The organism is Streptomyces sp. 378 (genome assembly GCF_030124145.1).
Taxonomy (GTDB): domain Bacteria; phylum Actinomycetota; class Actinomycetes; order Streptomycetales; family Streptomycetaceae; genus Streptomyces.
Genome location: NZ_JASKMS010000026.1, coordinates 42162 through 66643, shown reverse-complemented (window position 1 = coordinate 66643; position 24482 = coordinate 42162). Strand labels below are relative to the sequence as shown.

At 72.5% G+C, this 24482-nt stretch carries 21 protein-coding genes and 1 pseudogene; 8 read left to right on the top strand and 14 right to left on the bottom strand.

Annotated features, from left to right (window positions below; translation table 11 throughout):
- Window positions 1–111: 111 nt before the first annotated feature.
- Both QNO09_RS29085 and QNO09_RS29080 read left to right on the top strand, forming a co-directional pair.
- Window positions 112–3636 carry a DNA polymerase III subunit alpha gene (locus tag QNO09_RS29085; RefSeq protein WP_283973230.1) on the top strand — a complete coding sequence of 1175 codons (3525 nt, stop codon included), beginning with the start codon at window positions 112–114 and terminating at the stop codon, window positions 3634–3636.
- Window positions 3633–4652 carry a DNA polymerase Y family protein gene (locus QNO09_RS29080; protein ID WP_283973229.1) on the top strand — a complete coding sequence of 340 codons (1020 nt, stop codon included), beginning with the start codon at window positions 3633–3635 and terminating at the stop codon, window positions 4650–4652. The genes QNO09_RS29085 and QNO09_RS29080 overlap by 4 nt, the downstream gene beginning before the upstream one ends.
- Window positions 4653–4668: 16 nt before the next feature.
- Here QNO09_RS29080 and QNO09_RS29075 read toward each other — a convergent pair whose 3' ends face one another.
- Complete coding sequence (locus QNO09_RS29075) at window positions 4669–5043, bottom strand: cupin domain-containing protein (protein WP_283973228.1); 375 nt, start codon at window positions 5041–5043, stop codon at window positions 4669–4671.
- Window positions 5044–5122: 79 nt separating this feature from the next.
- On the opposite strand from QNO09_RS29075, the gene QNO09_RS29070 reads away from it, so the two are divergent.
- Together QNO09_RS29070 and QNO09_RS29065 are read left to right on the top strand one after the other, a co-directional pair.
- Window positions 5123–5569 (top strand): MarR family winged helix-turn-helix transcriptional regulator, encoded by a 447-nt coding sequence (locus QNO09_RS29070; RefSeq protein ID WP_283973227.1) that lies wholly within the window; start codon window positions 5123–5125, stop codon window positions 5567–5569.
- Between the two features lie 163 nt (window positions 5570–5732).
- Window positions 5733–6593 (top strand): esterase/lipase family protein, encoded by an 861-nt coding sequence (locus QNO09_RS29065; RefSeq protein WP_283973226.1) that lies wholly within the window; start codon window positions 5733–5735, stop codon window positions 6591–6593.
- A gap of 125 nt (window positions 6594–6718) precedes the next feature.
- On the opposite strand, the gene QNO09_RS29060 is transcribed toward QNO09_RS29065, so the two are convergent.
- On the bottom strand, window positions 6719–7723 hold the full coding sequence (locus QNO09_RS29060; RefSeq protein WP_283973225.1) for a lytic polysaccharide monooxygenase: 1005 nt from the start codon (window positions 7721–7723) through the stop codon (window positions 6719–6721).
- A 180-nt stretch (window positions 7724–7903) separates the two neighbouring features.
- Here QNO09_RS29060 and QNO09_RS29055 point away from each other — a divergent pair.
- Together QNO09_RS29055 and QNO09_RS29050 are read left to right on the top strand one after the other, a co-directional pair.
- A pseudogene (locus tag QNO09_RS29055) lies at window positions 7904–8347 on the top strand (GNAT family N-acetyltransferase); the annotation flags it as partial.
- Window positions 8348–8674: 327 nt separating this feature from the next.
- Window positions 8675–9334 carry a class I SAM-dependent methyltransferase gene (locus tag QNO09_RS29050; RefSeq protein WP_283973224.1) on the top strand — a complete coding sequence of 220 codons (660 nt, stop codon included), beginning with the start codon at window positions 8675–8677 and terminating at the stop codon, window positions 9332–9334.
- Here QNO09_RS29050 and QNO09_RS29045 read toward each other — a convergent pair.
- Together QNO09_RS29045 and QNO09_RS29040 are read right to left on the bottom strand one after the other, a co-directional pair.
- A complete protein-coding gene (locus QNO09_RS29045; protein WP_283973223.1) occupies window positions 9293–9793 on the bottom strand; it encodes a ribonuclease FAU-1 family protein in 501 nt (166 codons plus the stop codon). The two genes, QNO09_RS29050 and QNO09_RS29045, sit on opposite strands and share 42 nt — an antisense overlap.
- The gene (locus QNO09_RS29040; protein ID WP_283973222.1) at window positions 9774–10703 is read right to left on the bottom strand and encodes a GNAT family N-acetyltransferase; all 930 of its coding nucleotides are present in this window, start codon (window positions 10701–10703) and stop codon (window positions 9774–9776) included. Before QNO09_RS29040 ends, QNO09_RS29045 begins: the two co-directional genes overlap by 20 nt.
- Before the next feature lie 71 nt (window positions 10704–10774).
- Between QNO09_RS29040 and QNO09_RS29035 the strand changes: the two genes are divergently transcribed.
- A complete protein-coding gene (locus QNO09_RS29035) occupies window positions 10775–11143 on the top strand; it encodes a GntR family transcriptional regulator (protein ID WP_283973221.1) in 369 nt (122 codons plus the stop codon).
- Window positions 11144–11147: 4 nt separating this feature from the next.
- Here QNO09_RS29035 and QNO09_RS29030 read toward each other — a convergent pair whose 3' ends face one another.
- The 6 genes from QNO09_RS29030 to QNO09_RS29005 form a co-directional block, all read right to left on the bottom strand.
- Complete coding sequence (locus tag QNO09_RS29030; RefSeq protein ID WP_283973220.1) at window positions 11148–11924, bottom strand: DUF72 domain-containing protein; 777 nt, start codon at window positions 11922–11924, stop codon at window positions 11148–11150.
- A gap of 64 nt (window positions 11925–11988) precedes the next feature.
- Window positions 11989–12384, bottom strand: a complete 396-nt coding sequence (locus QNO09_RS29025) for a hypothetical protein (protein ID WP_283973219.1) — start codon at window positions 12382–12384, stop codon at window positions 11989–11991.
- A 113-nt stretch (window positions 12385–12497) separates the two neighbouring features.
- A complete protein-coding gene (locus tag QNO09_RS29020; protein ID WP_283973218.1) occupies window positions 12498–13592 on the bottom strand; it encodes a DUF5925 domain-containing protein in 1095 nt (364 codons plus the stop codon).
- A gap of 74 nt (window positions 13593–13666) precedes the next feature.
- Window positions 13667–14467 carry a polysaccharide deacetylase family protein gene (locus tag QNO09_RS29015; protein WP_283973217.1) on the bottom strand — a complete coding sequence of 267 codons (801 nt, stop codon included), beginning with the start codon at window positions 14465–14467 and terminating at the stop codon, window positions 13667–13669.
- Entirely contained in the window at window positions 14460–15449 is a 990-nt protein-coding gene (locus QNO09_RS29010; protein WP_283973216.1) for a glycosyltransferase family 2 protein, read from the bottom strand. Before QNO09_RS29010 ends, QNO09_RS29015 begins: the two co-directional genes overlap by 8 nt.
- Window positions 15446–16267, bottom strand: a complete 822-nt coding sequence (locus QNO09_RS29005) for a glycosyltransferase family 2 protein (RefSeq protein ID WP_283973215.1) — start codon at window positions 16265–16267, stop codon at window positions 15446–15448. Before QNO09_RS29005 ends, QNO09_RS29010 begins: the two co-directional genes overlap by 4 nt.
- A 627-nt stretch (window positions 16268–16894) precedes the next feature.
- Between QNO09_RS29005 and QNO09_RS29000 the strand changes: the two genes are divergently transcribed.
- Window positions 16895–17701 carry an SGNH/GDSL hydrolase family protein gene (locus QNO09_RS29000; RefSeq protein WP_283973214.1) on the top strand — a complete coding sequence of 269 codons (807 nt, stop codon included), beginning with the start codon at window positions 16895–16897 and terminating at the stop codon, window positions 17699–17701.
- A gap of 4 nt (window positions 17702–17705) precedes the next feature.
- On the opposite strand, the gene QNO09_RS28995 is transcribed toward QNO09_RS29000, so the two are convergent.
- From QNO09_RS28995 to QNO09_RS28980, 4 genes are all read right to left on the bottom strand, one after another.
- Window positions 17706–19322, bottom strand: coding sequence for a serine/threonine-protein kinase (locus QNO09_RS28995; protein WP_502962358.1), 1617 nt, complete (start codon window positions 19320–19322; stop codon window positions 17706–17708).
- A 159-nt stretch (window positions 19323–19481) separates the two neighbouring features.
- Complete coding sequence (locus QNO09_RS28990) at window positions 19482–21131, bottom strand: nickel transporter (RefSeq protein ID WP_283973212.1); 1650 nt, start codon at window positions 21129–21131, stop codon at window positions 19482–19484.
- Complete coding sequence (locus QNO09_RS28985) at window positions 21128–22702, bottom strand: tetratricopeptide repeat protein (RefSeq protein WP_283973211.1); 1575 nt, start codon at window positions 22700–22702, stop codon at window positions 21128–21130. Before QNO09_RS28985 ends, QNO09_RS28990 begins: the two co-directional genes overlap by 4 nt.
- Before the next feature lie 101 nt (window positions 22703–22803).
- Window positions 22804–24336, bottom strand: coding sequence for a DUF4331 domain-containing protein (locus QNO09_RS28980; protein WP_283973210.1), 1533 nt, complete (start codon window positions 24334–24336; stop codon window positions 22804–22806).
- Window positions 24337–24482 lie beyond the last annotated feature (146 nt).

The window sequence follows — 24482 nt, the reverse complement described above, 5'->3', positions numbered from 1 at the left end:
GGGGCCGAACGGATGTCGTACATACATTCGAGGATGGGGGTATGGTGGGGGTGAGGTTATTGGGAACAGATGTTCGAGAGCTGGTGTGGCTCACGAGTGCGGGAGGTGCGTGTGCCGGGGTTCACGCATCTGCACACCGTCTCCGGATTCTCGGTGCGCCATGGAGCCTCGCACCCGGAGCGGCTGGCCGAGCGTGCCTCCGAGCGGGGCATGGACGCCCTGGCGCTGACCGATCGCGACACGCTCGCCGGCGCGGTCCGGTTCTCCAAGGCCTGCGGGAAGACGGGGGTCCGTCCGCTGTTCGGGGTCGATCTGGCCGTGGCGGGTGCGGAGCCCGGGGCCGGGCAGCGGGGACGGCGGCGCCGGACCCCGGTGCGGGGTGGTGCCTTCGTCGACGAATCGGCCCCTCGTGCGATCTTCCTCGCCCGGGACGGTGCCCGGGGCTGGGGGGAGCTGTGCCGGCTCGTCTCGGCCGCCCACGAGGGGGAGAGGGCGACGCCCCTGCTGCCCTGGGGGCGCCGTCCTGCCGAAGGGCTGACCGTGCTGCTCGGGCCGGAATCGGATGTCGGACGCGCCCTGGCCGCGGGGCGTCCCGACCGTGCGGCCCGGCTGCTCGTGCCCTGGCGGGAGAACTACGGCGACGACCTGCGGCTGGAGGCCGTCTGGCACGGCCGGAGAGGTACGGGGCCCGGGTCGCTGCGGCTGGCCGCCCGTACCGTCGGCTTCGCCGCCGAGCAGCGGATCCGGCCCGTGCTCACCAACGCGGTGCGGTACGCCGACCCGGGGCTGGGGCCCGTCGCCGACGTCCTGGACGCCGCCCGGCGACTGGTGCCCATCGATCCGGCCGGGGAGCTGGACTCCGGCGAGGCGTGGCTCAAGGACGCCGGGGACATGTTCCGGGCGGCGGAGCGGATCGTGGAGGCCGCGGGGTTCCGGCGGGAGACCGCTCACCGGCTGGTGGAGCAGACGGAGGCCACGGCCGCCGAGTGTCTGGTGGACCCCGAGGGCGATCTCGGGATCGGCACCGTCCACTTTCCCGAACCGCATCTGGTCGGCGCCGGACGCCGTACCGCCCAGCGGACGCTGGCCTCGCGGGCGGCGGCGGGGATGGTGCTGCGCGGGTACGACCGGCGGCGGGAGTACTGGGAGCGGATGCACCATGAGCTGGACATCATCGCCCACCACGGATTCGCCTCCTACTTCCTGACCGTCGCCCAAGTGGTCGACGACGTACGCGAGATGGGTATTCGGGTGGCGGCCCGGGGGTCCGGGGCCGGGTCGCTCGTCAACCATCTGCTCGGGATCGCGCACGCCGACCCGATCGAGCACCGGCTGCTGATGGAGCGGTTCCTGTCGAAGGAGCGGGTCGTGCTGCCCGACATCGACATCGACGTGGAGTCCGCGCGCCGGCTGGAGGTCTACCGCGCGATCATCGACCGGTTCGGCACCGAGCGGGTCGCGACGGTCGCCATGCCGGAGACGTATCGCGTACGGCACGCCATCCGTGACGTGGGGGCCGCCCTGTCCATGGACCCGGCCGAGATCGACCGTATCGCCAAGTCCTTTCCGCACATCCGGGCCCGGGACGCCCGCGCCGCGCTGGCGGAACTGCCCGAGCTGCGCGCGCTGGCGGGGGAGAAGGAGAAGTACGGCAGGCTGTGGGAACTGGTCGAGGCGCTGGACGCCCTGCCGCGCGGGGTCGCCATGCACCCGTGCGGAGTGCTGCTGTCCGACGCCTCCCTGCCGGCGCGTACCCCGGTCATGCCGACCAGCGGCGAGGGCTTTCCGATGTCGCAGTTCGACAAGGACGACGTCGAGGAGCTCGGGCTGCTGAAGCTCGATGTGCTGGGTGTGCGGATGCAGTCGGCCATGGCGCACGCGGTGCAGGAGGTGGAGCGGGTCTCGGGGAAGAGGGTCGATCTGGACGCGCTGTCGCCGGATGACCCCGCGACGTACCGGCTGATCCAGTCCACCGAGACGCTCGGGTGCTTCCAGATCGAGTCGCCCGGGCAGCGGGACCTGGTCGGGCGGCTCCAGCCGGCCGGCTTCCACGACCTCGTCGTCGACATCTCGCTGTTCCGGCCCGGCCCGGTCGCGGCCGACATGGTGCGGCCGTTCATCGAGGCGCGGCACGGACGGGCGCCCATCCGGTATCCGCACCCGGATCTGGAGGGGCCGCTGAAGGAGACCTACGGGGTCGTCGTCTTCCATGAGCAGATCATCGACATCGTCGACATCATGACCGGCTGCGGGCGCGGCGAGGCCGACCGGGTGCGGCGTGGGCTGTCGGACGCGGAGTCGCAGGGGCGGATCAAGGTGTGGTTCGCGCAGCACGCGGCGGCGAACGGCTATGACGCGGAAACGATCCAGCGGACCTGGGAGATCGTCGAGGCCTTCGGTTCGTACGGCTTCTGCAAGGCGCACGCGGTCGCCTTCGCCGTGCCGACGTACCAGTCGGCGTGGCTGAAAACCCATCACCCGGCCGCCTTCTACGCGGGGTTGCTCACGCACGACCCCGGGATGTACCCGAAGCGGCTGCTGCTGGCGGACGCGCGGCGGCGCGGGGTGCCCGTGCTGCCGTTGGACGTGAACACATCGGGAGTCGCCCATCGTATCGAACTGGTGTCCGGTAAATGGGGGCTGCGGCTGGCGCTCTCCGATGTGCACGGCATCAGCGAGGCCGAGGCGGCGCGGATCGCCGAGGGACAGCCGTACGCCTCGCTGGTCGACTTCTGGGAGCGGGGCCGCCCCAGCCGTCCGCTGGCCCAGCGGCTCGCGCAGGTGGGAGCGCTGGACGCGTTCGGCGCCAACCGCCGGGATCTGCAACTGCATCTGACCGAGCTGCACCGGGGCGCCCGGGGTGCGGGCGGCGGGCAGCTCCCCCTGGCCGGAGGCCGGAAGACCGCTCCGGCCGGGCTGCCCGACCTCACCTCCTCGGAACGGCTCAGCGCCGAGCTGGGCGTGCTGTCCATGGACGCCTCACGCAACCTGATGGACGACCACCGGCAGTTCCTCGACGAGCTGGGCGTGGTGTCGGCGCGGCGGCTGCGCGAGGCCCGGCACGGAGAGACGGTGCTGGTCGCGGGCGCCAAGGCGGCCACCCAGACCCCGCCGATCCGGTCCGGCAAGCGGGTCATCTTCAGCACCCTGGACGACGGCACGGGCCTGGTCGACCTCGCCTTCTTCGACGACTCCCACGACGCCTGCGCCCACACCGTCTTCCACTCCTGGCTGCTGCTGGTGCGCGGGGTGGTGCAGCGCCGAGGCCCGCGCAGCCTCAGCGTGGTGGGCGCCGCCGCCTGGAACCTCGCGGATCTGCTGGACGTGCGCCGGGAGGAAGGGCTGGAGGGGGTCGCGGCCCGGCTGGCCGGCCCCGGCGGCGGCGATGCCGGTGACGAGGGTTCCGGCGATGACGCTTCCGGCGGCGACGGCGAGGGGGCCGCGCGCCGGCGGCTCGCCGGGTCGGACGGAGCGCCCGCGCCGACGGGCTCCGCGGCCAGGGATCCGATGGAGCAGCGGAAGATCCGCATGCCCACGGGGTACGAGATGCACCCCTGGGCCGATCTGCGTCCGGCGGGCGAAGGGCCCGCGAACACGAGGAAGTTGTGGCACCAGAGTCCGGGGAGTGCGGGATGACCATCCTCTGCGTACGTTTCCAGCTGCCTCCGACGAGCGAGGCCGACCTGCCCCACCTGCTCGGGATGCTCGAGGAGTTCACCCCCGTCGTCCAGGCCCTGCCACCGGACGGGGCGCTGGCCGACCTGCGCGGCGCCGAGCGGTACTTCGGGCGGGACGCCGTCGAACTGGCCTCGGTGATCCGGGTGCGGTCGCTCGCGCTGTACGGCGTCGACTGCGTGATCGGGGCGGGGCCCGGGCCGATGCTGGCCCGGATGGCGCTGCGCGACGCCGTGCCCGGGGTGACGTGTGCGGTGCCCGACGAGCCGGGCGCCATCACGGAGTTCCTCGCGGACAAGCCCGTCGCCGAGCTGCCCGGCGTGGGCACCGCGACCGCCCACACGCTGGGAGACTACGGTCTCGACACCCTCGGCCGGGTCGCCGCCGCACCGCTGTCCACGCTCCAGCGGCTGGTCGGCGCCAAGGCCGGCCGCGAGCTGCGTGAGAAGGCGAACGGCGTCGACCGCGGCCGGGTCGTGCCGAACGCCGTCTCCCGGTCCCTCGCCACCGAACGCCCCTTCGGACGCGACGAACTGGACCCGGACCGGCACCGCCGGGCGCTGCTGTCGGCCGCCGAGGAGATCGGTGCCCGGCTGCGCGCCCTGGAGAAGGTCTGCCGCACGCTCACCCTGACCGTGCGCTACGCCGACCTCCCCCACTCTCGAACAGGCTCGAGCGGGGGGACCCCCATCGCCACGACCCGCAGTCGCACCCTGCCCGAACCGACCGCGCACTCCCCGGCGCTGACCAGGGCCGCGTACGGCATGTACGAGGCGCTCGGGCTGCAGCGGGCCCGGGTGCGGGCGATCTCCCTGCGCGCCGAGGGGCTCGACCCCGCCGACCAGGCCTCCCATCAGCTGACCTTCGACCCGGTGGACGAGAAGGTCCGCCGTGTCGAGGAGGTCGCGGACCGCGCGCGAGCGAAGTTCGGGCCGCGGGCGGTGATGCCCGGGGGGCTGGGGGGGCGGGCGGCGTAGAGCCTTCCGCGTGACGTCAGTTGGCCCACGGCGGCACGACGCGGGTGCCGTCGGCCAGCCGTGCCTCCAGGCCGATCGAGGTGGTGACCCAGGAGTACGCGGTCCGGTCGGTCGGGTTCTCGACGGTCAGGGTGGCGCCGGGGTTGATGATCACCGTGTCGCCCGCGGCGATCCGCTCGGTGCGGCCGTCGAGGGTGATCAGCAGTTCGCCGTCGAGCAGATGGAAGATCTCCTCGCGGCTGACCGCGTGCGCGGGTGCCTTGAGGCCGGGCGGGATCTCGCCGCGCCAGGCGCACAGCTCCTTGCTGCCGCTGCTCGGGATGGCGTACGAGACGAAACGGGCGCCGTGGATCTCGTGGGTGACGCCTTCGGACGAGCGGACGATGGGCATGAGGCCTCCATGTAGTCAAGCAGGTTGACTATATAATCAAGCTGCTTGACCATCGCGTCAAGGGTGTTTCAATGCATGTGTGCACAACTCCGAGGCCATGGCCCTGTCCACCGCCCTGCTCGCCGCCGCCGGCGGGCTCACGCAACGCATCCACGAGGGCGTGCTCGCCCGCGGCTTCGAAGGGCTGCGGCCCGCGCACGGTTTCGCCTTCGCCCGGCTCGCTCCGGACGGCGCGACGGTCACCGACCTCGCCGTCCACCTCGGGGTGACCAAGCAGGCCGCGAGCCAACTCGTCGACGAGATGGTGCGCAAGGGGTACGCCGAGCGGCGGCCGCACCCCGGGGACGCGCGGGCGCGGCTGGTCGTGTTGACCGGGCGGGGCCGGGACTGCACACGGGCCGCGGAAGAAGCGGCGGCCGAGGCGGTGCGGGAGTGGAGTGCGGTACTGGGGGAGGGAGAACTGCGCCTCCTGGGCGAGCGGTTGCTGCGCGTCGCCCCCCACGGGCCCCTACGACCCGCCTGGTGAGGCGGGGTCCCCGGGTGGCGGTTACCACTGGAAGTTTTTGCTGACGCGTAACTTCCCAGTTTGACTACTCGCCCGTAACTTGACGAGTGAACAGCATCCTCGTGATCCGGATCACAGGGCCTCGTGCCGTCGCGCCCCCTTTGAGCCGCAAGGAGATCACCCGATGCTGCCCTGGAAACGAGTGCTCAGACCCCTGGCCGCGCTGCTGCTGACCGCCGCCGCCGTCACCGCCCCCGCCACCACCGCCCAGGCCTCCGGCGCCCCGAACTCCGGCTGGAACGACTACTCCTGCAAGCCGTCCGCCACCCACCCCCGCCCCGTCGTCCTGGTCCACGGCACCCTCGGGAACTCCGTCGACAACTGGCTGGGCCTCGCCCCCTACCTGAAGGTCCGCGGTTACTGCGTCTTCTCCCTCGACTACGGCCAGTTGGAGGGCGTCCCCTTCTTCCACGGCCTCGGACCCGTGGAGAAGTCCGCCGGACAGCTGAAGGACTTCGTGGACCGGGTGCTCGCGGCCACCGGCGCCGCCGAGACCGACATCGTCGGGCACTCACAGGGCGGCATGATGCCCCGCTACTACGTGAAGTTCCTCGGCGGAGCCGCCAAGGTGAACGCCCTGGTGGGTATCGCGCCCAGCAACCACGGCACCACCCTGAGCGGGTTCACCCACCTGCTGCCCTACTTCCCCGGCGCCGCCGACCTGTTGGCGAAGAACACCCCCGCCCTCGCCGACCAGGTCACCGGCTCCGCCTTCCTCGCCAAGCTCAACACGGGCGGCGACACGGTGCCCGGGGTGCGCTACACCGTCATCGCCACCCGGTACGACCAGGTGGTCACCCCGTGGCGCAGCCAGTACCTGAGCGGGCCGGACGTGCGCAACGTCCTGCTCCAGGACCTGTGCCCCCTCGACCTGTCCGAGCATGTGGCCGTCGGGCTGCTCGACCGGGTCGCCTTCCACGAGGTGGCCAACGCCCTCGATCCGGGGCGGGCCAGGCCCACCACCTGCGCATCGGCCTTCGAATGACACGTGTCATCCTCTGACACGTGTCAGGGAGACGTGTCGGGGCCTGTCCGGCCTGAGCCGCCGGACAGGCCCCTGGTCAGGGGGCGGTGGACCGGGTCAGCGGACCCCGTTCACCGGGCCGTTGTTCACCGGCCGTGCCGTCCGGCGCTGTCCGTCCGGCGCCGGGCCGACAGGAACAGGGCCGACGAGCCGAGCGCCAGGGTGGCCGCGCCGCCGATCGCGAGGTAGGCGGTGCCGCTGTCACCGCCGGTCTCGGCGAGGTTCTCGGTGGCACCGGCCGCCTCGGGCCGGTTGGGCGCGGATGCGGCGGCCTTCGGCCGGACCGCCGTGCTCCCCTCCTTCGGGGCCGCGGCCGGCTCGGCCGAGGTGCTGGGGTCGTTGTCGCCGTGCCCGTGGTGCTCGATCGTCGACTTGTCGTTGCCCTCCTCGATCTGCTCCTCGGTGGGAGCGGAGGCCGAGGGGGCCGGGGTGGCGCCCCCTGCCGCGCCGCCACCGCCGCCGAAGCCGACGTCCGAGCAGGAGTAGAAGGCCTCCGGGCTGTCCGACCGCTGCCAGACCGCGTACAGCAGGTGCTTGCCCGAGCGCTGGGGCAGGGTCCCGGAGAACGTGTAGAAGCCGCCGGTGGCGGCCGGGTTCGTGGACGTCGCGACGGGGTGCGCGAGATCCAGGTCCTTCCAGGCGAGCGGCTCGGCCGGGTCGTAGCCGGGCTTGGTGATGTACACCGTGAAGGTGCCCTTGTGGGGCGCGGTCACGCGGTACTCGAAGGTGTGCGAGCCGCTGCTCACCCCGGTCGCGGGCCAGTCGGCGCGGGCCAGGTCGAGGCCCTTGAACTCCTCGTTGTTCGCGCTGCACAGCTTGCCGTCCGGGATGAGCTGCTGGTGCCGGCCGCCCGCGTCGCCGATGCGGATGCCGTTCCAGTCGTAGAGGGCCTGGGTGCCGCCGGCCGCGACCGCCGCCTCGCACGCGGCCGACCTCGGGCTCTCGGGGCCCTCGGCGTAGCACTGCGAGACCCGGCTGACCGGGTCGCCCATCGAGCCGTGCGCGGCGGCCGGGACGGCGGTCAGCGCGGTCAGGGCGAGCGGGAGGCCGCCGAGGGCGGCGGCGGTGGCGGCCTTGCGGCGTGCGGGCATGCGGGAACTCCTCGAAACGGTGCGGGGGAAGGGCTTGGCCCCGGTGGGCCGGATCCCGTGGGGTGATCCGAAGCTAACCCCTGAAAACCGGGAAATCGCCTGCTGAGGGCGGGTGGAGGAGATCCTTATGGCCCGCTTAAGGGAGTGTTCGGACTGGCATCAGGTAGGTACCGTCACGGCATGGCAGACGAGGAGATCCGGCCGGCCGGGGCCGCCGACGTACCGGCCGTCGCGGAGGTGATCGACGCGGCCTTCCGCCCCTACGTCGAGCGCATCGGGCGGGCGCCGCAACCCATGCGGGAGGACCACGCGGCGAACGTGGCCGCGGGCAAGGTGTTCGTGACGGGCGATCCCGTGACCGGGCTCGTCGTGGTCGAGGCGTTCGAGGACCACCTCTTCCTCGACACCATCGCCGTCCACCCCGCGGCACACGGCCGGGGAGTGGGTCGGCGCCTGCTGCGGCTCGTGGAGGCACACGCGCGCGGGCTGGGACTGTCCGAGATCCGGCTCTACACGAACGCGCTGATGTGGGAGAACCAGAAGAGCTGCCCGAGGTACGGCTACGAACGGGTGGAGCCCCGCACGGACGGGCCCCATGACCGCCTGCACTACCGCAAGCGGCTGCCCTGCCCCTCGTGGGCGGTCCCTGCGGCGCGTCTCATGACCGGCACCGGCCGCTCAGGCGTCCGGCCACCACGTGCGAGCGATGTCCTTGCGGACCTCCGGGCGTCCAGCGGGGCGCTCGTCGGCTTCGTCGCGGACCCGGCGGACGTCCGTCTTCTTCAGGGGCTTCTGCACGGTCACACGGCGCATGGCTGCCTCCTCAAGGGTCTACCGGGTTCCGCGTTCTCACGGAGGTAGACCTTTCGGGGGAGGGTTACTCATCGCTCCCGGTCTGTCAGTGGCGGCAGTCACGATTCGGGTGTCAGTGGCGGGTGTCACTCTTGGGTCATGACGAACGACAGGGAGCCGGTGACCTGCTCCGACGTGGACTGGGACGCCGAGGCGGCCTCCTTCGACGAGGAACCCGACCACGGCCTGCGCGACCCCGACGTGCGCCGCGCCTGGGCAGGGCGGCTGCGCGGTTGGCTGCCGGAGCGCGCGGGCGACGTCCTCGACCTCGGCTGCGGCACCGGCAGCCTGTCACTCCTCGCGTCCGAGCAGGGCCATCGCGTGACGGGCGTGGACCTCTCCCCGGCGATGGTGACGCTCGCCCGGGAGAAACTGGCCGGGCGCGACGCCGTGTTCCTCCTCGGGGACGCGGCGTCACCGCCGGTCGGGGAACGGCGCTTCGACGCCGTGCTCGTCCGGCACGTCCTGTGGGCCCTGCCCGACCCCGGCCGCGCCCTCAGACGCTGGTGCGGGCTGCTGCGGCCGGGAGGGCGGCTCGTGCTGGTCGAGGGCGTGTGGGGAAGCGTCGCGCCGGTCGGCGTACCGGCCGAGCGGATCACGCACCTGCTCGGTCCCCTCGCCGGGCAGGTGCGCGTGGAGCGGCTCTCCGGCGATCCGCTGCTGTGGGGCGGGGCGGTGGCGGACGAGCGGTACGCGGTGATCGCGCGGGCCCGGGCGTCAGGCCAGGAGCGCGGTGAAACCACCGTCGCGGGCCAGTGACTCCAGCTCGTCGAGCGCGGCCAGGGCGGCCCGCGCCGCCACTGGGTCCGACTCGCCGAGGCCGCTCTCGGCGAACTCGTCCTCGTCCAGGCGCCGCACGTCCGTGCCGTCCGCGGAGCGCCACAGGTCCAGGTCGAGATCCTCCACGACCAGCTCCGGGCCGGAGCACCGGGCGGGGCGGGTGACATCGCAGTACCAGCCCTTCAGCGTGCCCGTGGCGGAGCGGACCTCCTTCACCGCGTACCACCGGTCGCGCCAGTAGTACTCCGTGAAGACGTCCCCGGGCTCGAAGCGGACGAACTCGAAGTCGCGGACGCCGGAGCCCGCCCAGGGCGCGCGTACCACGACGCGCGTGCCGTCGTCCGCCAGCAGCTCGCCGGTGTAACGGATCTTCGTACGGCCCGCCTTGACGAGGACGACGTCCAGCCGGGCGGGCCCGTCAGCCGAGTTCGCGGACATAACGCACCTCCTTCGCGCAGACTTCGTAGCCGAACCACTTGTTGATGGCGATCATCGGCTCGTTTCCGGTGTCGTTACCGGTGAACGCCTCCGTGTACCCCGCGGCGCGGGCCCGGTGCAGGGAGTCGTTCTTGGCGAGCTTCGCCAGGCCCCTGCCGCGGAACGCGCGGGCGGTGCCGGTCATGGCGGTGCCGTAGCGGGAGTCGCCGTCGGTGTACGCCACGCTGAACGCGGCGGGACGGCCGTCGACGACGGCGACCGTGGTCAGGTCGCGGTTGAGCAGCGGATGCTTCCAGTGCTCCTCGACCCAGGCCTCGTAGTCCGCGAACTCCACGTCGATGTCGCTCGGTTCGTCCGACGACGTCTCCGCGTCCAGTTCGAACATCGGGCGCGGGTCGTCCTCGAAGTCGGAGGCCGTGCGCAGTTCGACTCCCGGCGCGGGCTCCTGGCGGGGCGGCAGGGTGCCGGCCGCCAGGTCCAGGCGCAGGAACCAGGCGGAACGGCTGGCCCGGAAGCCGCGCCGCTCGGCGAAGGCACGGTGGCCTGGCTCGTCCAGCACCCAGGAGAACAGTTTTGTGACGCCCAGGCGCCCCAGGCGCTCCTCGGCGGCGCGCAGCAGGAGCGAACCGGCGCCGCGCCCCCGGTGGCCGGGACGGACGTAGATGTTGGCCGAGCCCTGGCCGGGCTCAGGACTGTCGTGGGCGACGCTGACCTGAGCCGTGCCGATGATCTCACCGTCCTCCTCGGCGACGAGCTGCCCGAAGTGGGCGTCCGGGTGGGCGTGCGTCAGGGTGTGCACCACGGACTCGGGTGTGGAGAGCATGTACGGAAGGGCGAGGCGGCGGGTGGTGGAGAACCCCTCGGCGTCGGCCGGGACATCGGGGCGCAGGTCACGCACGATCACGGTCATGGAGGCGCACGCTACGGGTGAACCCCTCGGGGATGCCTCTCATTTTCCGCCGGGTGCGCGACAATCGGCCCGTGACCTTGAGGATCGACATCGACGACAGTGCTCCCCCCTACGAGCAGGTGCGAGCGCGGATCTCCGAGCAGGCGCGGTCGGGCGCGCTGCCGGTGGGCTACCGGCTGCCGACCGTGCGGGGACTGGCGGAGTCGCTGGGCCTGGCCGCGAACACGGTCGCCAAGGCGTACCGGGCGCTGGAGGCGGACGGGGTGATCGAGACGCGGGGCCGCAACGGCACGTTCGTGGCCGCGGCCGGCTCGGCGGCGGACCGCGAACTGGCCTCGGCCGCACAGGCCTACGCGGAGCGGGCCAGGAGGCTCGGGCTGGGCGAGGACCTCGCGCTCGCAGCGGTCCGGGACGCCCTGCGGGCGGCTCACGGGGAGTAGGGCCTCAGCCGGACGGCCGCGTCAGCCGCTGCGGTGTCCGAGTGATGTCCAGACCCGCCGACCTGCCCGCCCGTGCGAACGCCATCGCGTCCGCCACCGCGGCGCCTCCCGGGTCGTTGTTGAAGTAGGCGTAGACGTCCCCGCCGTCGGACCAGGTCGTGGCGATGCGGTCGAGCCAGGTGGCGAGGGAGCGGTGGCCGTAGCGGGGCCAGGGCCGGGCACGGCCCTGGTGGAAGCGGACGTAGCCCCAGTCGGTGGTGCGCCACAGCGGTGTGGCCGGGCGGGCCAGGATGTCGGCCCAGCACAGGGCGGCGCCCCGGGACTCCAGGACCCGGCGGACCTCCGGTGTCCACCAGGAGTCGTGGCGCGGCTCGACCGCGACCCGGGTCGGGGCCGGGAAGCAGGCCAGGCACGCGGCCAGCAGGCCCGGGTCGGCGCGCAGGGTGGGCGGGAGCTGGAGCAGGACCGGACCCAGACGGTCGCCGAGACCCGCCGCGTGGCTCATCAGCCGGTGCACCGGCTCCTCGGGGTCCTTGAGCCGCTTGATGTGCGTCAGATAGCGGCTCGCCTTGACCGCGACGACGAAGTCCCCGGGCACCCGCCCCCGCCAGTTCTCGAACGTCTCCCGGGCCGGAAGCCGGTAGAAGGCGTTGTTGATCTCGACGGTGGCGAACTGCCCCGCGTACTCCTCCAGCCAGAGCCGCATCGGCAGCCCGGACGGGTACAGGACGTCCCGCCAGTCTCGGTACTGCCACCCGGACGTGCCGACGAACAGGGTCATATCCCCATCAAAGCACCAGGCGCCCTGGAGGACGGCAACGGCGGCCCGGTGTCCCGCGGACCCGCTACGCGGCGGCGCGCGTGTGGAAGCGATAGAGCAACAGCAGGAAGACGGCTGCCGTGACCAGCAGTGTCGTGATGACCACCGGGCGGAGGTCGTCCCCGGTCTGGCTGTAGAGAAAGCCCAGCGCGGCGCCGGCGAAGACGGCCCGGAGCAGGGCGTGCAGGGCGTGCAGGTCGCGCCTGAGACGCCGCGTCGCCTGGACCACGGCGACGCAGAGGGCCATGAAGGCCAGCGCGCTCCACACACCCCACGCCACATCCGGTCCGGTGATCGGGCCGCCGTGACGCCGGTTCACCGCGACCCAGTTGCCGTAGACGGCACCCAGGACGACGGGCAGGACCCACCGCCCGACGCGGTGGGCCGGTTCGCTGAACACGGTGGGTGCCGTGTGTGCCATCGGAGGCCTCCCTGGTCCATGCGGAGCTCGGCATCGCTCCGCCGGACACTGTGGCACGCCCGGGTGACAAGAAGGTGAGAAGCGGTTGTGAACGGCCCTCGAGGGTGGCCTCGCTACAGATACAGCCCCGCGTCGACGCCCCCGCGCGGTTCCGGCAGGGAGGTCGGGGACGTGCCCCGGCGCAGCGCGTACAGCTCCGCCAGCGTCGCGCCCTCGCGGCCGACCCCGTCTTCCCGGCCCAGCCAGTTCACCGCCTCGGCTCGGGTCAGCGGACCGATCTCGACCCGGGCGAGGCAGCGGCCGGGTCGGACCACGGCCGGGTGCAGGCGCTCCAGGTCCTCGTTGGTGGTGACCCCGACCAGGACGTTGCGGCCCTGGCCGAGCAGGCCGTCCGTCAGGTTCAGCAACCTCGACAGGGCCTGACCCGCCGTGTGCTTGGCCTCGCCGCGGATCAGCTCGTCGCAGTCCTCCAGGAGCAGCAGCCGCCAGCGGCCCTTGCCCGTCGCGTCCTCCTCGCCGATGGCGATGTCCATGAGGTAGCCGACGTCGGAGAAGAGCCGCTCGGGGTCCAGGACGCAGTCCACCTGGCACCAGTCGCGCCAGGACCGGGCCAGGGTGCGCAGCGCCGAGGTCTTGCCGGTGCCCGGCGGGCCGTGCAACAGGAGCAGCCGGCCCGCGATGTCCTCCGGGGTCGTCTTCATCAGGCGGTCCATGGCGTCCGCCACCGGCGCGGTGTAGTTGGGCCGGACCTCTTCCCAGGTGCCCGCCGCGATCTGGCGGGTGGTGCGGTGCGGGCCGCGGCGCGGGGAGACGTACCAAAAGCCCATCGTGACGTTCTCCGGCTGCGGTTCGGGCTCGTCCGCCGCGCCGTCCGTGGCCTGGTCGAGGACCTTCTTCGCCAGTTCCTCGCTGGTCGCCGTCACCGTGACGTCGGCGCCCCGGTTCCAGCGGGAGACCAGCAGCGTCCAGCCGTCGCCCTCGGCGAGGGTCGCGCTGCGGTCGTCGTCCCGGGCGACGCGCAGCAGGCGGGCACCGGACGGCATCAGCGTCGCCCCGGACCGGACGCGGTCGATGTTCACCGCGTGGGAGAACGGCTGCTCGCCCGTCGCGAAGCGGCCGAGGAACAGCGCGTCGACGACGTCGGACGGGGAGTCGGAGTCGTCGACGTTGAGCCGGATCGGCAGCGCCTCGTGCGGGTTGTCAGACATGCCGCCATGATCCGGCACGGGAGCGCCGCGTGCACCCGGTTTCCCGGTGCACGCGGCATGTAGTCCCGCGCAGGTCAGCCCTCGGTGCGGGAGATGAGGCGGCGGGCCCGCCGGGTCCCGCGGACCACGGCGTACCCCTTGGTCAGGGCGCGGTCCCGGGCGAACGTACGGGTGATCGCGCGGCCCTCGACCACCCGCTCGAACTCCTCGATGCCGGTGCCGCGGCGCACCGTCACCCGCCGCAGGGCGTACGGCCCCTGCGCCCGGCGCGCCAGGCCGTTGCCGACGGCGAGGGCCTGGGCGTAACCCGTCTCGCGCACCGCCTGCCGGACCCGGCGGCTGGAGTAACCGTAGGGGTAGGCGAACGAGGCGGGCACGGCGCCCAGTTGGTCCGAGACGATCTCCTTGCAGTGGATCAGCTCGAACCGCAGGGTGGCCTCCGAGACCTGGTCGAGCTGCGGATGGCTGTGGCTGTGCCCACCGATCTCGACGCCCGCCGCCGCGAGTTCGCGGACCTGGTCCCAGTCCAGCATGGTGTCCAGGCCGCCCCCGGTGTCGTACGGGCCCCTGAGCCACCCGGTGGTGACGAACAGGGTGGCCGGGAAGCCGTGTTCGGCGAGCGCGGGCAGGGCGTGCCGGTGCACACCCTCGTAGCCGTCGTCGAAGGTGATGAGGACCGGCCGCTCCGGCAGCGCGCGGCCGGAGCGCCAGCACGACGCCAGTTCGGCCGTGGTGACCGGGGTGCGGCCCCGGTCGGCGAGCACCGCCATCTGCTCGGCGAACGCTTCCGGGGTCACCGACAGGGCGCGGGTCGCCTCGTTCGGGTCGGTCGCGACCGCGTGGTACATGAGGATCGGTACGCGGGCGTCACTCACGTGCCGTCACCTCCACCTGCGGCACCGAGAAGGTGGTCCCGCCCCGGCGTGCCCGTGCGCTGCCGACGACGTAACCGCCCGCCGCCGTCAGCACCCCGGCCACGATCGCCCCGGCCCGTCCGGCACCGCCCGGCCGGGCCAGCAGGGCGTCCCGCAGACCCCGGGCCACCCCGGCCGGCAGGACCCGGGTGGCGTACCGGCGCTCGGACTCCAGGCCCTTCTCGGCCCCCACGCTCCGGGCCACCAGGGCCTTGGACAGGCCCTCGGCGTAGGTGCGGGTGCGGAAGTAGCGGAACCGCTCCCGGATCTCGGGCACCCGGTGATGGATCACCGCCCGGTCGTCGATCAGCAGGACCGCGTCGGGCCGGGCGCGGCTGAGGCGGATGCACAGTTCCGTCTCCTCGCATCCCAGCGGGCGTTTGTCGCCGTCCCGGCCGATGCCGGTGGCGAAGCCGCCCGCCGCGTCGAAGGCGCTGCGGCGGAACGAGGCGTTGCCGCCGAGCACGTTGCGCACCCGCACCCGGCCGCGCGGCAGGCCGCGGTAGGTGCAGCCCACCACCCAGTCGAACTCCTCCGGGAACCAGTCGGGCCGCCGCCCCGACGCCCAGACCGGCACCGTGCGCCCGCCGACCGCCATCACCCGCGGGTCGGCGTACGCCTCGGCGAAGTGCCGCAGCCAGTCGCGCTCGGCCACGGCGTCGTCGTCGAGGAAGGCCACGATCTCGCCGCGGGCCGCGGCGATGCCGGTGTTGCGGCCGGCGGACAGGCCGCGGGGGCCCGCGTTGGCGAGCACCCGCACGTCGTCGGCTTCCTTGTACTCCTTGCCGAGACGGTCCAGAAGGGCCTGGTGGTGATCGACGACCAGCAGCGTCTCCAGGGCCGGTCGTGACTGCGCGCGGACCGAGGAGACCGCCGCGAGGACGTCCTCCCAGCGGTCCTCGGTGTACGCGCAGATCACGACGGAGATGCCGGGACCGCTCAAGACACCTCTCCCCGCATGGTGTCCAGCATCGGCGACTGGGGTGAACGGCGGCGCAGCGCACGGCGGTTGGAGCGCTCCTGAAGGATCACCCGGAGCACGCGCAGTCCGTCCCGCACGGCCCGCAGATTGCTGACGCCGTGGATGCGCAGGTACTCGTGGCTCGGGATCTCCTGCACCTTGAGCCCGGCCTTGACGACCCGGATGTTCATCAGCGTCTCGACCTCGAAACCGGTGCAGTCGAGGTCGATCTTGTCGAGGCAGTGGCGCCAGAACGCGTTGTAGCCGTAGCAGAGGTCGGTGTAGCGGGCGCCGAACTTGCGGTTGACGACCGTGCACAGCGCCCAGTTGCCGAGCTTGCGGATGAAGGTCATGTCGTCGGTGCCGCCGCCGTTGGCGAAGCGGGAGCCCTTGGCGAAGTCCGCGCCGGAGACCAACGCGGAGACGTAGGAGAGGATCTCCCCGCCGTCCGCCGAGCCGTCCGCGTCGACCATCACGATGATGTCGCCCGTACAGGCCTGGAAGCCGGTGATCAGGGCGTCGCCCTTGCCCTTGCCCCGCTGCTCGACGACCTTGACCTCGGGCCACAGCTCGCGGGCCACCTCGACGGTGTTGTCGGTGGAGTTGCCGTCGACCAGGACCACTTCGTGGATCCAGTCGGGCAGGGTCTTGAAGACGTACGGAAGGTTCTCCGCCTCGTTCATGGCCGGGATGACCACGCTCACCGGCGGCGCTATGGCCAGGTGCGAGGAGACGGGCCGGTACTTGGAGGCGGTCGGCGGACGCTGCTGCGTCGCGGCCGGCTGCAGAACTGAGCTCATGGGTCTGGTCCCTCTCGTCCGGTGGACCGCCCCCCCAGGGCAGTCCGGATCCAGTCCGGTTCGAAAGGGGGGTTCTCACCCGAGGCACGCCGGGTGAGCTGGCAAAGCTGGCCGGCCGCGAAAAACGGCAGCCGACCGCGCGGCACGGCCCGGAGACAGTTGCGGTCGCCGAGCACGGCACCCCCCTACCGCGCCCCGCGCCGGTTCGTCGCGGTCCTTGAGCCCTCCCCTAGAGCCGCGTACTGACGGACCGATGCGGGTGAGATGTATGACGGTATTGACGATTGAACCCGTATGGCAAGACCTGGAGCGGACTCTCACGTTTTTGTTGGTTTGGTCGTTGTGAGGGACCGCTCGTGCGACGCAAGTTGCCCATTCCCGTCGCATAAACATGCGGTCACCGGAGGGGATCAGGACCTCCGGCGAACGTGTGTGCGGGGGTTCGGAGGACCGGACCCCGTGCCTGCGACGTGCGGGGTCACCATCGGTGCCCGCTGCGCGTCTTGAGCCGTGGTGAACGCGCCGAGCGTCCGGGGAGAGGTCGAAAAGACTTGGCATGGACACTTCCTGTCAACTCGCGTAGCTGCTACGACGGTTATGGCAGAGATCCTGCTAAAGGGAGGTTCCATGAGACGTTCCCGACTTGTCGTCCTCGTGAGCTCGCTCCTCCTCGCCGTCGGCACCGCCCTGACCGGGGCAGCGACGGCGCAGGCGTCCTCACTCGCCGCAACCGGCGGCTACGTGGCCCTCGGTGACTCCTATTCCGCGGGAGTCGGAGCCGGCAGCTACATCAGCTCCAGTGGCGAATGCAAGCGCAGCACCAAGGCGTACCCCTACCTCTGGGCCGCCGCCCACTCACCCTCGACCTTCGACTTCACGGCCTGTTCGGGCGCCCGAACGGGTGATGTTCTGGCGAGTCAGCTCGCCCCGCTCAGCGCCTCCACCGCCCTCGTCTCGATCAGCGTCGGCGGCAACGACGCCGGCTTCGCCGACGTGATGACGACCTGCGTGACCCAGTCCGACAGCTCCTGTGTCTCCCGCATCAACACCGCCCGGGCGTACGTGGACTCCACGCTGCCCGGCAAACTCGACAGCGTGTACTCGTCGATCCGCTCCAAGGCCCCCGCCGCCCGGGTCGTCGTCCTCGGCTACCCCCGCTTCTACAAGCTCGGCACCACCTGCCTCGGCCTGTCCGAGACCAAGCGCAAAGCCATCAACGACGCCTCCGACCACCTCAACACCGCCGTCGCCAAGCGCGCCGCCGACCACGGCTTCGCCTTCGGCGACGTACGCACCACCTTCACCGGCCACGAGATCTGCTCCGGCGACTCCTGGCTGCACAGCGTCAGCTGGCTGAACATCGGCGAGTCGTACCACCCGAAGGCAGCCGGCCAGTCGGGCGGCTACCTGCCCGTGCTCAACAGCAACGACTGACCGCTCAACCGGAGTCCGAGTCGGAGTCCGAGTCCGACTCCGACTCCGACTCCGGGTCCGGGTCCGTGCCGGAAGGAGAAGGGGAGGCCCCGCCCGTCGGGGTCTCCGTCTCGCACGTCACCGAGAACGGCACCGACTCGGACGTGGTCCGCACCGGCTCGCGCACCTCGACGCCGATCTCGTTCTCGAACGTCCCGGTCTCCGCCTCGGTCGTCACTCGCACCGTGTCCCGCTTCGAACGGCCGCCGCCCTCCGCGAACGACAGCGTCTTCCAGCCCCCGTCGAGCACCTGGCCGTCCCCCGTCACCCAGCGGTAGCTCACCTCGGCCGGCAGCCGCCCCACCGTGAGCGTCGCCGTGAACTCGGGCGCCCGGGCGTCGGGCGGCGGACACGTCCCCGAGTAGTCCGTGCGCCGGCCCTCCAGGGCGACCCGCACCGACTGCGGCGGCGGACTGCTCTCCTTGGTCCTGCTCGGCGTCGGCGACGGGCTGGACTTCTCCGTCCCCGTGTCGCGCGGGGGGCTCTTGGATGCCGTGGGTGTGCTCTCCCCGGCGCCCTGCTCGTTGTCGCCGGAACCGTCCCCGTTGTTCAGCAGCGCGTAGGTCAGCCCGCCCGCCGCGAGCGCCAGGGCGATCACACCCGCGACCAGCACCCGGCCGGCCCGGCGGTCCCGGTCCGGGCCGGTGGCCGTCGTGGTGGCACCCGACCCGGACGCCGCCGTCCGGCCCGGGAACGGCGCCGGGGGTGTGGGCGCGTGCTCGGGACGACCCGCCACCGCCGGCGGGAACGGAACCGCCCGTGTGGTGTCCGCGCCCGGCGAGCCGCCCGCGGCGACGACCCGCAGATCCTGCTCGGCCCGCTCGGGCGGCAGCCTCTGCCCGGGATCCTTGCGCAGCAGCCCTTCGATCACCGGGGCGAGCGGACCGGCCCGGTACGGCGGCGGCAGTTCCTCGTCGACGATCGCCCGAAGCGTGCTCAGCGGGGTGTCGTGACGGAAGGGGGAGCGGCCCTCGACCGCCGCGTACAGCAGCACCCCGAGCGACCACAGGTCGGACTCCGGGCCCGGTGTGCGGCCCAGCGCCCGCTCCGGGGCGAGGAACTCGGGCGAGCCGATGACCTCGCCGGTCATGGTCAGGGCGGAGCTGCCCTCGACCATGGCGATGCCGAAGTCGGTGAGCACGATCCGGCCGTCGTTCGAGATCAGTACGTTGGCCGGCTTCACGTCGCGGTGCAGCACCCCGGCCTCGTGCGCGGAGCGCAGCGCGGCCAGCACCTCGGCGCCGATGTGCGCGGCGCGCTGCGGTGTCATCGGGCCCTCGGCGTCCAGGACCTCCGCGAGGGAGAGGCCGCGGACCAGTTCCATGACGATCCACGGCCGGTCGTCGTCCGTCGCCACGTCGTACACCGTCACCACATTGCGGTTGGTGACCCGGGCCGCCGCCCACGCCTCCCGCTCCAGGCGCGCGTACATCCGCCGCACGTCGTCGCCCGCCAGACCGGCCGGGGCACGCACCTCCTTGACGGCCACCTCGCGGTGCAGCACCTCGTCGAGGGCGCGCCACACCGTGCCCATACCGCCCTCGCCGAGCGGTGCCAGGAGCCGGTAGCGGCCCGCGATCACGCGCTCATGGCCCGGTTCTTCGAACACGGCGCCCCCATTCGCAGCCGGGCGAGATCTCCATGACGGGTGTTTTCCCCACGGGGTCGCATTTCCTCACGAGGTGGGATTTCTTCACGACGTCCGCTGCTCTGCTGACGTCCGATGCCTCACGAACGTAACTCAGCCGAGTGCGGATGCCGCCCCCTTGAACACGAGTCCGGCCCCGAGGACCACCACGGCGAAAGCCGAGCCTAGGGGTGCGGTCCGGCGTACCAGGGCCGTCATCGGGCCCGCCGTCCAGCGGGGGCGCCGGTCCAGCAGCCGGCTCATGCCGCTGCCGGCCTTGACGACGGCGTATCCGGCGGCCGTGAGGGTGAGCGCCAGTCCGACGCCGTAGGCGACGACGAGCAGCAGGCCGAACCAGGCCTGCCCGAGGGCCGCGGCACCGACCAGCACCACCACGGCCGACGGGCTGGGCACGAGGCCGCCCGCGAAACCCATGAGGATCGTGCCGCGGAGGGTGGGGGCGACGGGGTGGCTGTGCGTGGATCCACCGTGGGTGTGCTCGATCGCGTGGGGATGCGGGTGGGGGTGGCTGTGGTCCTGCCCGTGCCCGTGCCCGTGCCCGTGCCCGTGCCCGTGCCCGTGCCCGTGATCGTGGTCGTGGTCGTGCTTGTGGTGATGGTCGTGGCTGTGGCCGTGAGTGTGGCCGTCGTGGTCATGCGTGTGGCCGTCGTGGCCGTGCGTGTGGCTTGCGTGGCCGTGACGACGGCCGTGCGGGTGCCCGGTGTGCGCGCGGCCGCGCAGGGCGCGGCGGACCAGGCTCGCGCCCGCCAGGGTCACCAGCAGACCGCTGGCGACGCCGAGCCAGGCGATCACCGAGGGCGCCGCCGCCGAGCCGGCCGTGACCAGCAGGCCCAGGGCGACCACGCCCAGGGTGTGCGTGATCGTCACCGAGGCGGCCATGGGCAGGACGTCCTTCATCCGGGCCTGGCCGCCCCGGGCCGCCGCCGTCGCGGCCATGATGGTCTTGCCGTGGCCCGGGGCGAGCGCGTGCATCGCACCCAGGACGACGGCGATGAGGAGGGCCAGCGCCGCGAAACCGGCGGTGAGGTCCTGCCGGGCGACCAGGTCGTCCAGGGCACGCGTCCAGCGATCCGCTCCGCGCGGGAGCACGGAGGCCGCGGGGGCGTCCGACTCCTCCTCGGCCAGGGCGGCGCCACCCGGGCGCACCCGCAGGGCGGCCGACGCGGTGTCGGCCGGAGAGGACAGCAACTCCTCGGGGTAGCTGGTCAGTTCGGCCGATATCGACTTCTCCGGCACGTCCGAAGCGGCGAGCGTCATCCGGTCGCCCCGAGCCGTGATCTCCCGCCAGCCCGGGCCGGTGGAGGCACTCGCGCCACGGAAACCGAGGGACACGGTCTCCTTCCCCGACGGCAGCGGAGCGGTCAGCTCGCACTCCACACGGAGGGTGTCGAGCCCCGCCTGCCCGGGCCGCACGCGCGCGTGGCTGCGCTCGGCGGTGAGGGCCACCGCACGGCCGTCGACGGTCGCCCTGCTGTCCTCGGCGGCCGTGGCGCACCGCTCGCGGGCCCACAGGGCGATGCCCAGCCGTTCGATGTCCGGACCCGCCTGCGTCGCCGGGATCTCGGCGAGGTCCTCCACGTGGTGGACCCGCAGTTCACCGGGGGCGGCGACGAGGCCGTCGTAGTGGTTGACGGTGAAGTTGCCCAGCGGGTGGGCGCTCGCCGTGGCGGCGGGCAGCAGGGTGAGCGCGCAGGCGGCCGTGAGGACGGCGGCGCCGGACGCGAACAGCCGGCGCAGGGTCACCGGTTGCCCTCCAGGTCCTTGAGTGCGGTACGGGCCTCACGCGCCCCGAGGGGCGAGAAGCCGGGGTTCAGGTCCAGCGCGGCCCGCAGATGCGTGCGGGCCGCGCGCTCGTCGCCGGTGGCGCGTTCGATGACACCGCGGTGGTAGAGGAAGACGGCGTTGCGGTAGCCGGTGGCCGTCGCCCGGCGGGCGTACGGAAGGGCCTCCTCGTCACGGCCGTTGACATGCAGGGCCCAGGCGAGGGCGTCGGCGGTGTGCACGCTGTGACGCCGGTCCCACTCGGCGCGGGCGGCGCGCAGGGCCTCCTTCCGGTCGCCGTGGTCGGCGGCGGCCATGGCCGTGTCGAGGTCGGCGTTGACACCGCCGGCGCGGGCGAGGGCCGTCCAGGCGTCGACGAGGACGTACTGGTCGCCGGCTTTCGCCCGGTCGCCGTCGGCGCCGCGGTCCTCGTAGAGCTCGCCGAGGGCGACGAGCGGGCCGGGCAGCGGGAAGCGGGCGACGACCTGCTCCAGCCCCCGCACGGCGGCCGCCCGGTCACCGCTCGCCGCCTGGGCGCGGGCACGGCCCTCCAGGGCGGGCAGATACGCGTCGTCCGCGGCGAGGGCGCGGGCGTAGTGGCCGAGCGCGGCCTTGTACTCGCCCTGGTTCCAGGCGAGTTGACCGAGGGCGGTGGCGACGTACGCGATGTCGGCGGGCGCGTTCGCGGAGTCCAGGGCGCGCTCCAGTACGGTACGCGCCGTGCGGACGTCGCCGCGCAGCTCGCGCACGTACGCGTACCGCGTGAAGACCGGCACGCCCGGGCGCCTGTCGTCGGCGGTGTCGGCGGCCTCGGCGGCCTCGTCGTACCGGCCGAGTTCGACGAGGGCGTCGATACGGGTGCACAGGGCGCGTTCGTTGTAGGGGTTCTGTGCGAGCGCCCGGCCCGCGTACGTCAGGGCGTCCGGGAAGTCGTGGCGGGCGGCGGCGAGGGCGGCCCGGCCTGCCAGTGCCTGGTCGTTGCCGGGCCGCAGTTCGAGCGAGCGCTTCAGGGCGCGCCCGGCCTGCGGGTACCGGGAGGGATCGCCCTTCGTCCGGGCCTGCTCGACGTAAGCGACGCCGAGAGTGGCCCAACTGCCGAAGTCCCTCGGCTGGGCGCGGAGATGCCTCTGCAGGGACGCGATGCCCGCGTCGAGGTCCCCCCGGGCGAGATCGCCGGGCGACAACGCCCCGGCCGCGGACACGGCGGTGACACCGGCCCCCCGGTCCTGCGCACCCCCGACCGCGATGGCCCCACCGGTCACCGCGACCGCCAGCAGCGCGGCGCACCCGGCCAGCCGCAGTGCCCGCCACCGCCGCCCCCCGTCGGCGGCCCGCCGCAGGGCGGCGACCCGCTGACCGGTGCCGGGCCCGGGGCCGGAGCGGCCCTCGGTGGGGTGGGCGCCGGGAGTGCCGTCCCCGCCCGTGCCGGAGTCGGCCCCCGTCCCGGCAGCCGAAGCCTCCCGCTCCCCGGTGTTCCCGGGTTCCGGGGTCGTCGACGGAGCTCCGTCGTCGTCACGCCTCTGCGGTGTGCTGTCGGTCGTACGCGGAGGCATGACCTCTCCTCGTCGGATGTGCTGGTGCTGGGTCAGGGGGCGCGGCCCGTGCCGTGGGGGGGCGGGGGTACGGGCCGCGCCGGCAGGGGGAGCGGAGCGGGTCAGTACGCCCGGTTCCGCATGCGGCGCCACCACATCAGCGCCGCGCCGATCAGGACGATGCCGCCCGCTCCGGCCCCGGCGGACGCGGCGATCAGGCGCATGTCGTCCGAACCCTGCGCGCCGGCCGGCTGGAGCGCGTCGCCCAGCTGGCTGCGGACGTCGTTGCCGCCGTCCACGCCCTTGGCGAGCGGACCGCGCGAACCCTCCGTCGGCAGGGCGACGTACGGGAAGGCCTTCTCGAAGTCCTTGTCGTTCTTGTCGACCGCGTCACCGAGGTCGTTCTTCGCGCCCAGCAGTTCGCCCTCGACGACCTGGAGCGAGGCGTCGATCACGTCGTCGGTGAGGCGACGGCCGTTGGGGAAGCCGGCGGTGTCACCGTCGAGGACACCCAGCCGCTTCGGCTTCGCGGCCGGCTTGATCGAGGTGTTGAGCCGCAGCTGCTCCGACGGCGTCACGTGCGGCGGCTGGTTGAGGTCCTTGACGCCCTTGAGGAAGACGTCGACCAGGTCGTTGCGCGGCTCGGCCGGCGCCGGGATCTTGTAGATCGCCTCGATGAGCTTGGGCAGCTCCGGGTTGGTGACGTTCTCCAGGAACTGCGCGTCGTCCCGCGGCGCGGAGGCGTTGAACGTGTCCTTGTCCTTCAGCGGGTTGACGACCTCGTTGACCAGCGGGTTGCCGAGGCGCGAGACCTGCGAGAAGTAGCCCTTGGCGTTCTTGCGCTGGGTCGTCGACCAGATGCCGACGATCGGCTGCTCGTGGGACTCGGTGATGAAGCTGTTGGGGACCTGCAGGGCGATCGAGTTGACGTTGTAGCCCTTGAGGGTGTCGTTGCCGACCTCGGAGAGGTTCCCGCCGTACAGCAGGTCGAAGACGCGCAGGTCCAGGAAGAACGGGTCGTCGGCCTGCCCGGCGAACGTCTGGGCGCCGCCCGCGAGTTTGTGCACCGCCTGCTTGCGCAGGGTGCTGTAGTCCGGCATCGACGCCTTGCCGACGTTCGACGGCGCCACCGGCACGTCGTCGGCGACCTTGGTCTTCGACACGGCCTTCAGACGCTTCAGCTTGATGAGTTCGAGGTCGTACGTCTGCGTGATGTTGAGGTCGGGGTCGTCGAGGCTCTCGACCGGGCCCGTGTTGTACAGGAACGTCTTCTCGTTCTTCACATGGGTCTTGAACGTGTATCGGAAGAGCAGGTCCTCCTGCGCGTCGCCGTTGCTGTCGATGCGCAGGTCGTACTGGGCGTCCTCGGCGAACGGGAAGAAGTTGGGCCCGCCGGCCGGTTCCTCGAAGGGGATCCAGTTCGCGACGATGGTCGTCGTGTCCGGCTTGTCCGGGCTGACGAACGCGTACACGTCGGTGTTGTCGTACTGCGGGGTTCCCGAGATCAGCGGGGCCTCGCGGTGGCTGGAGGCGGAGGCCGCCTCAGGTTCCAGCGCGGTCACACCGGCGGCCGTGAGCCCGCCGGTGGCCAGCGCGCCACAGATCACGGTCGCGATGCTCGCGCGTCCCGCACCGGTCCTGGAGATAGGTGTCATGCCGTCCGTCCTCCGTGCCAACTTGCCTGACACACGCCATTCGGAGCGGTCGGCGAAGCGGATTGGTCGAATCTCAAACGTTCTTACGGCGAGGGCGGAAAGTTGTTTCATCGCCGGGCGACCCGCGTTTTCGGCGAGCTGATCCG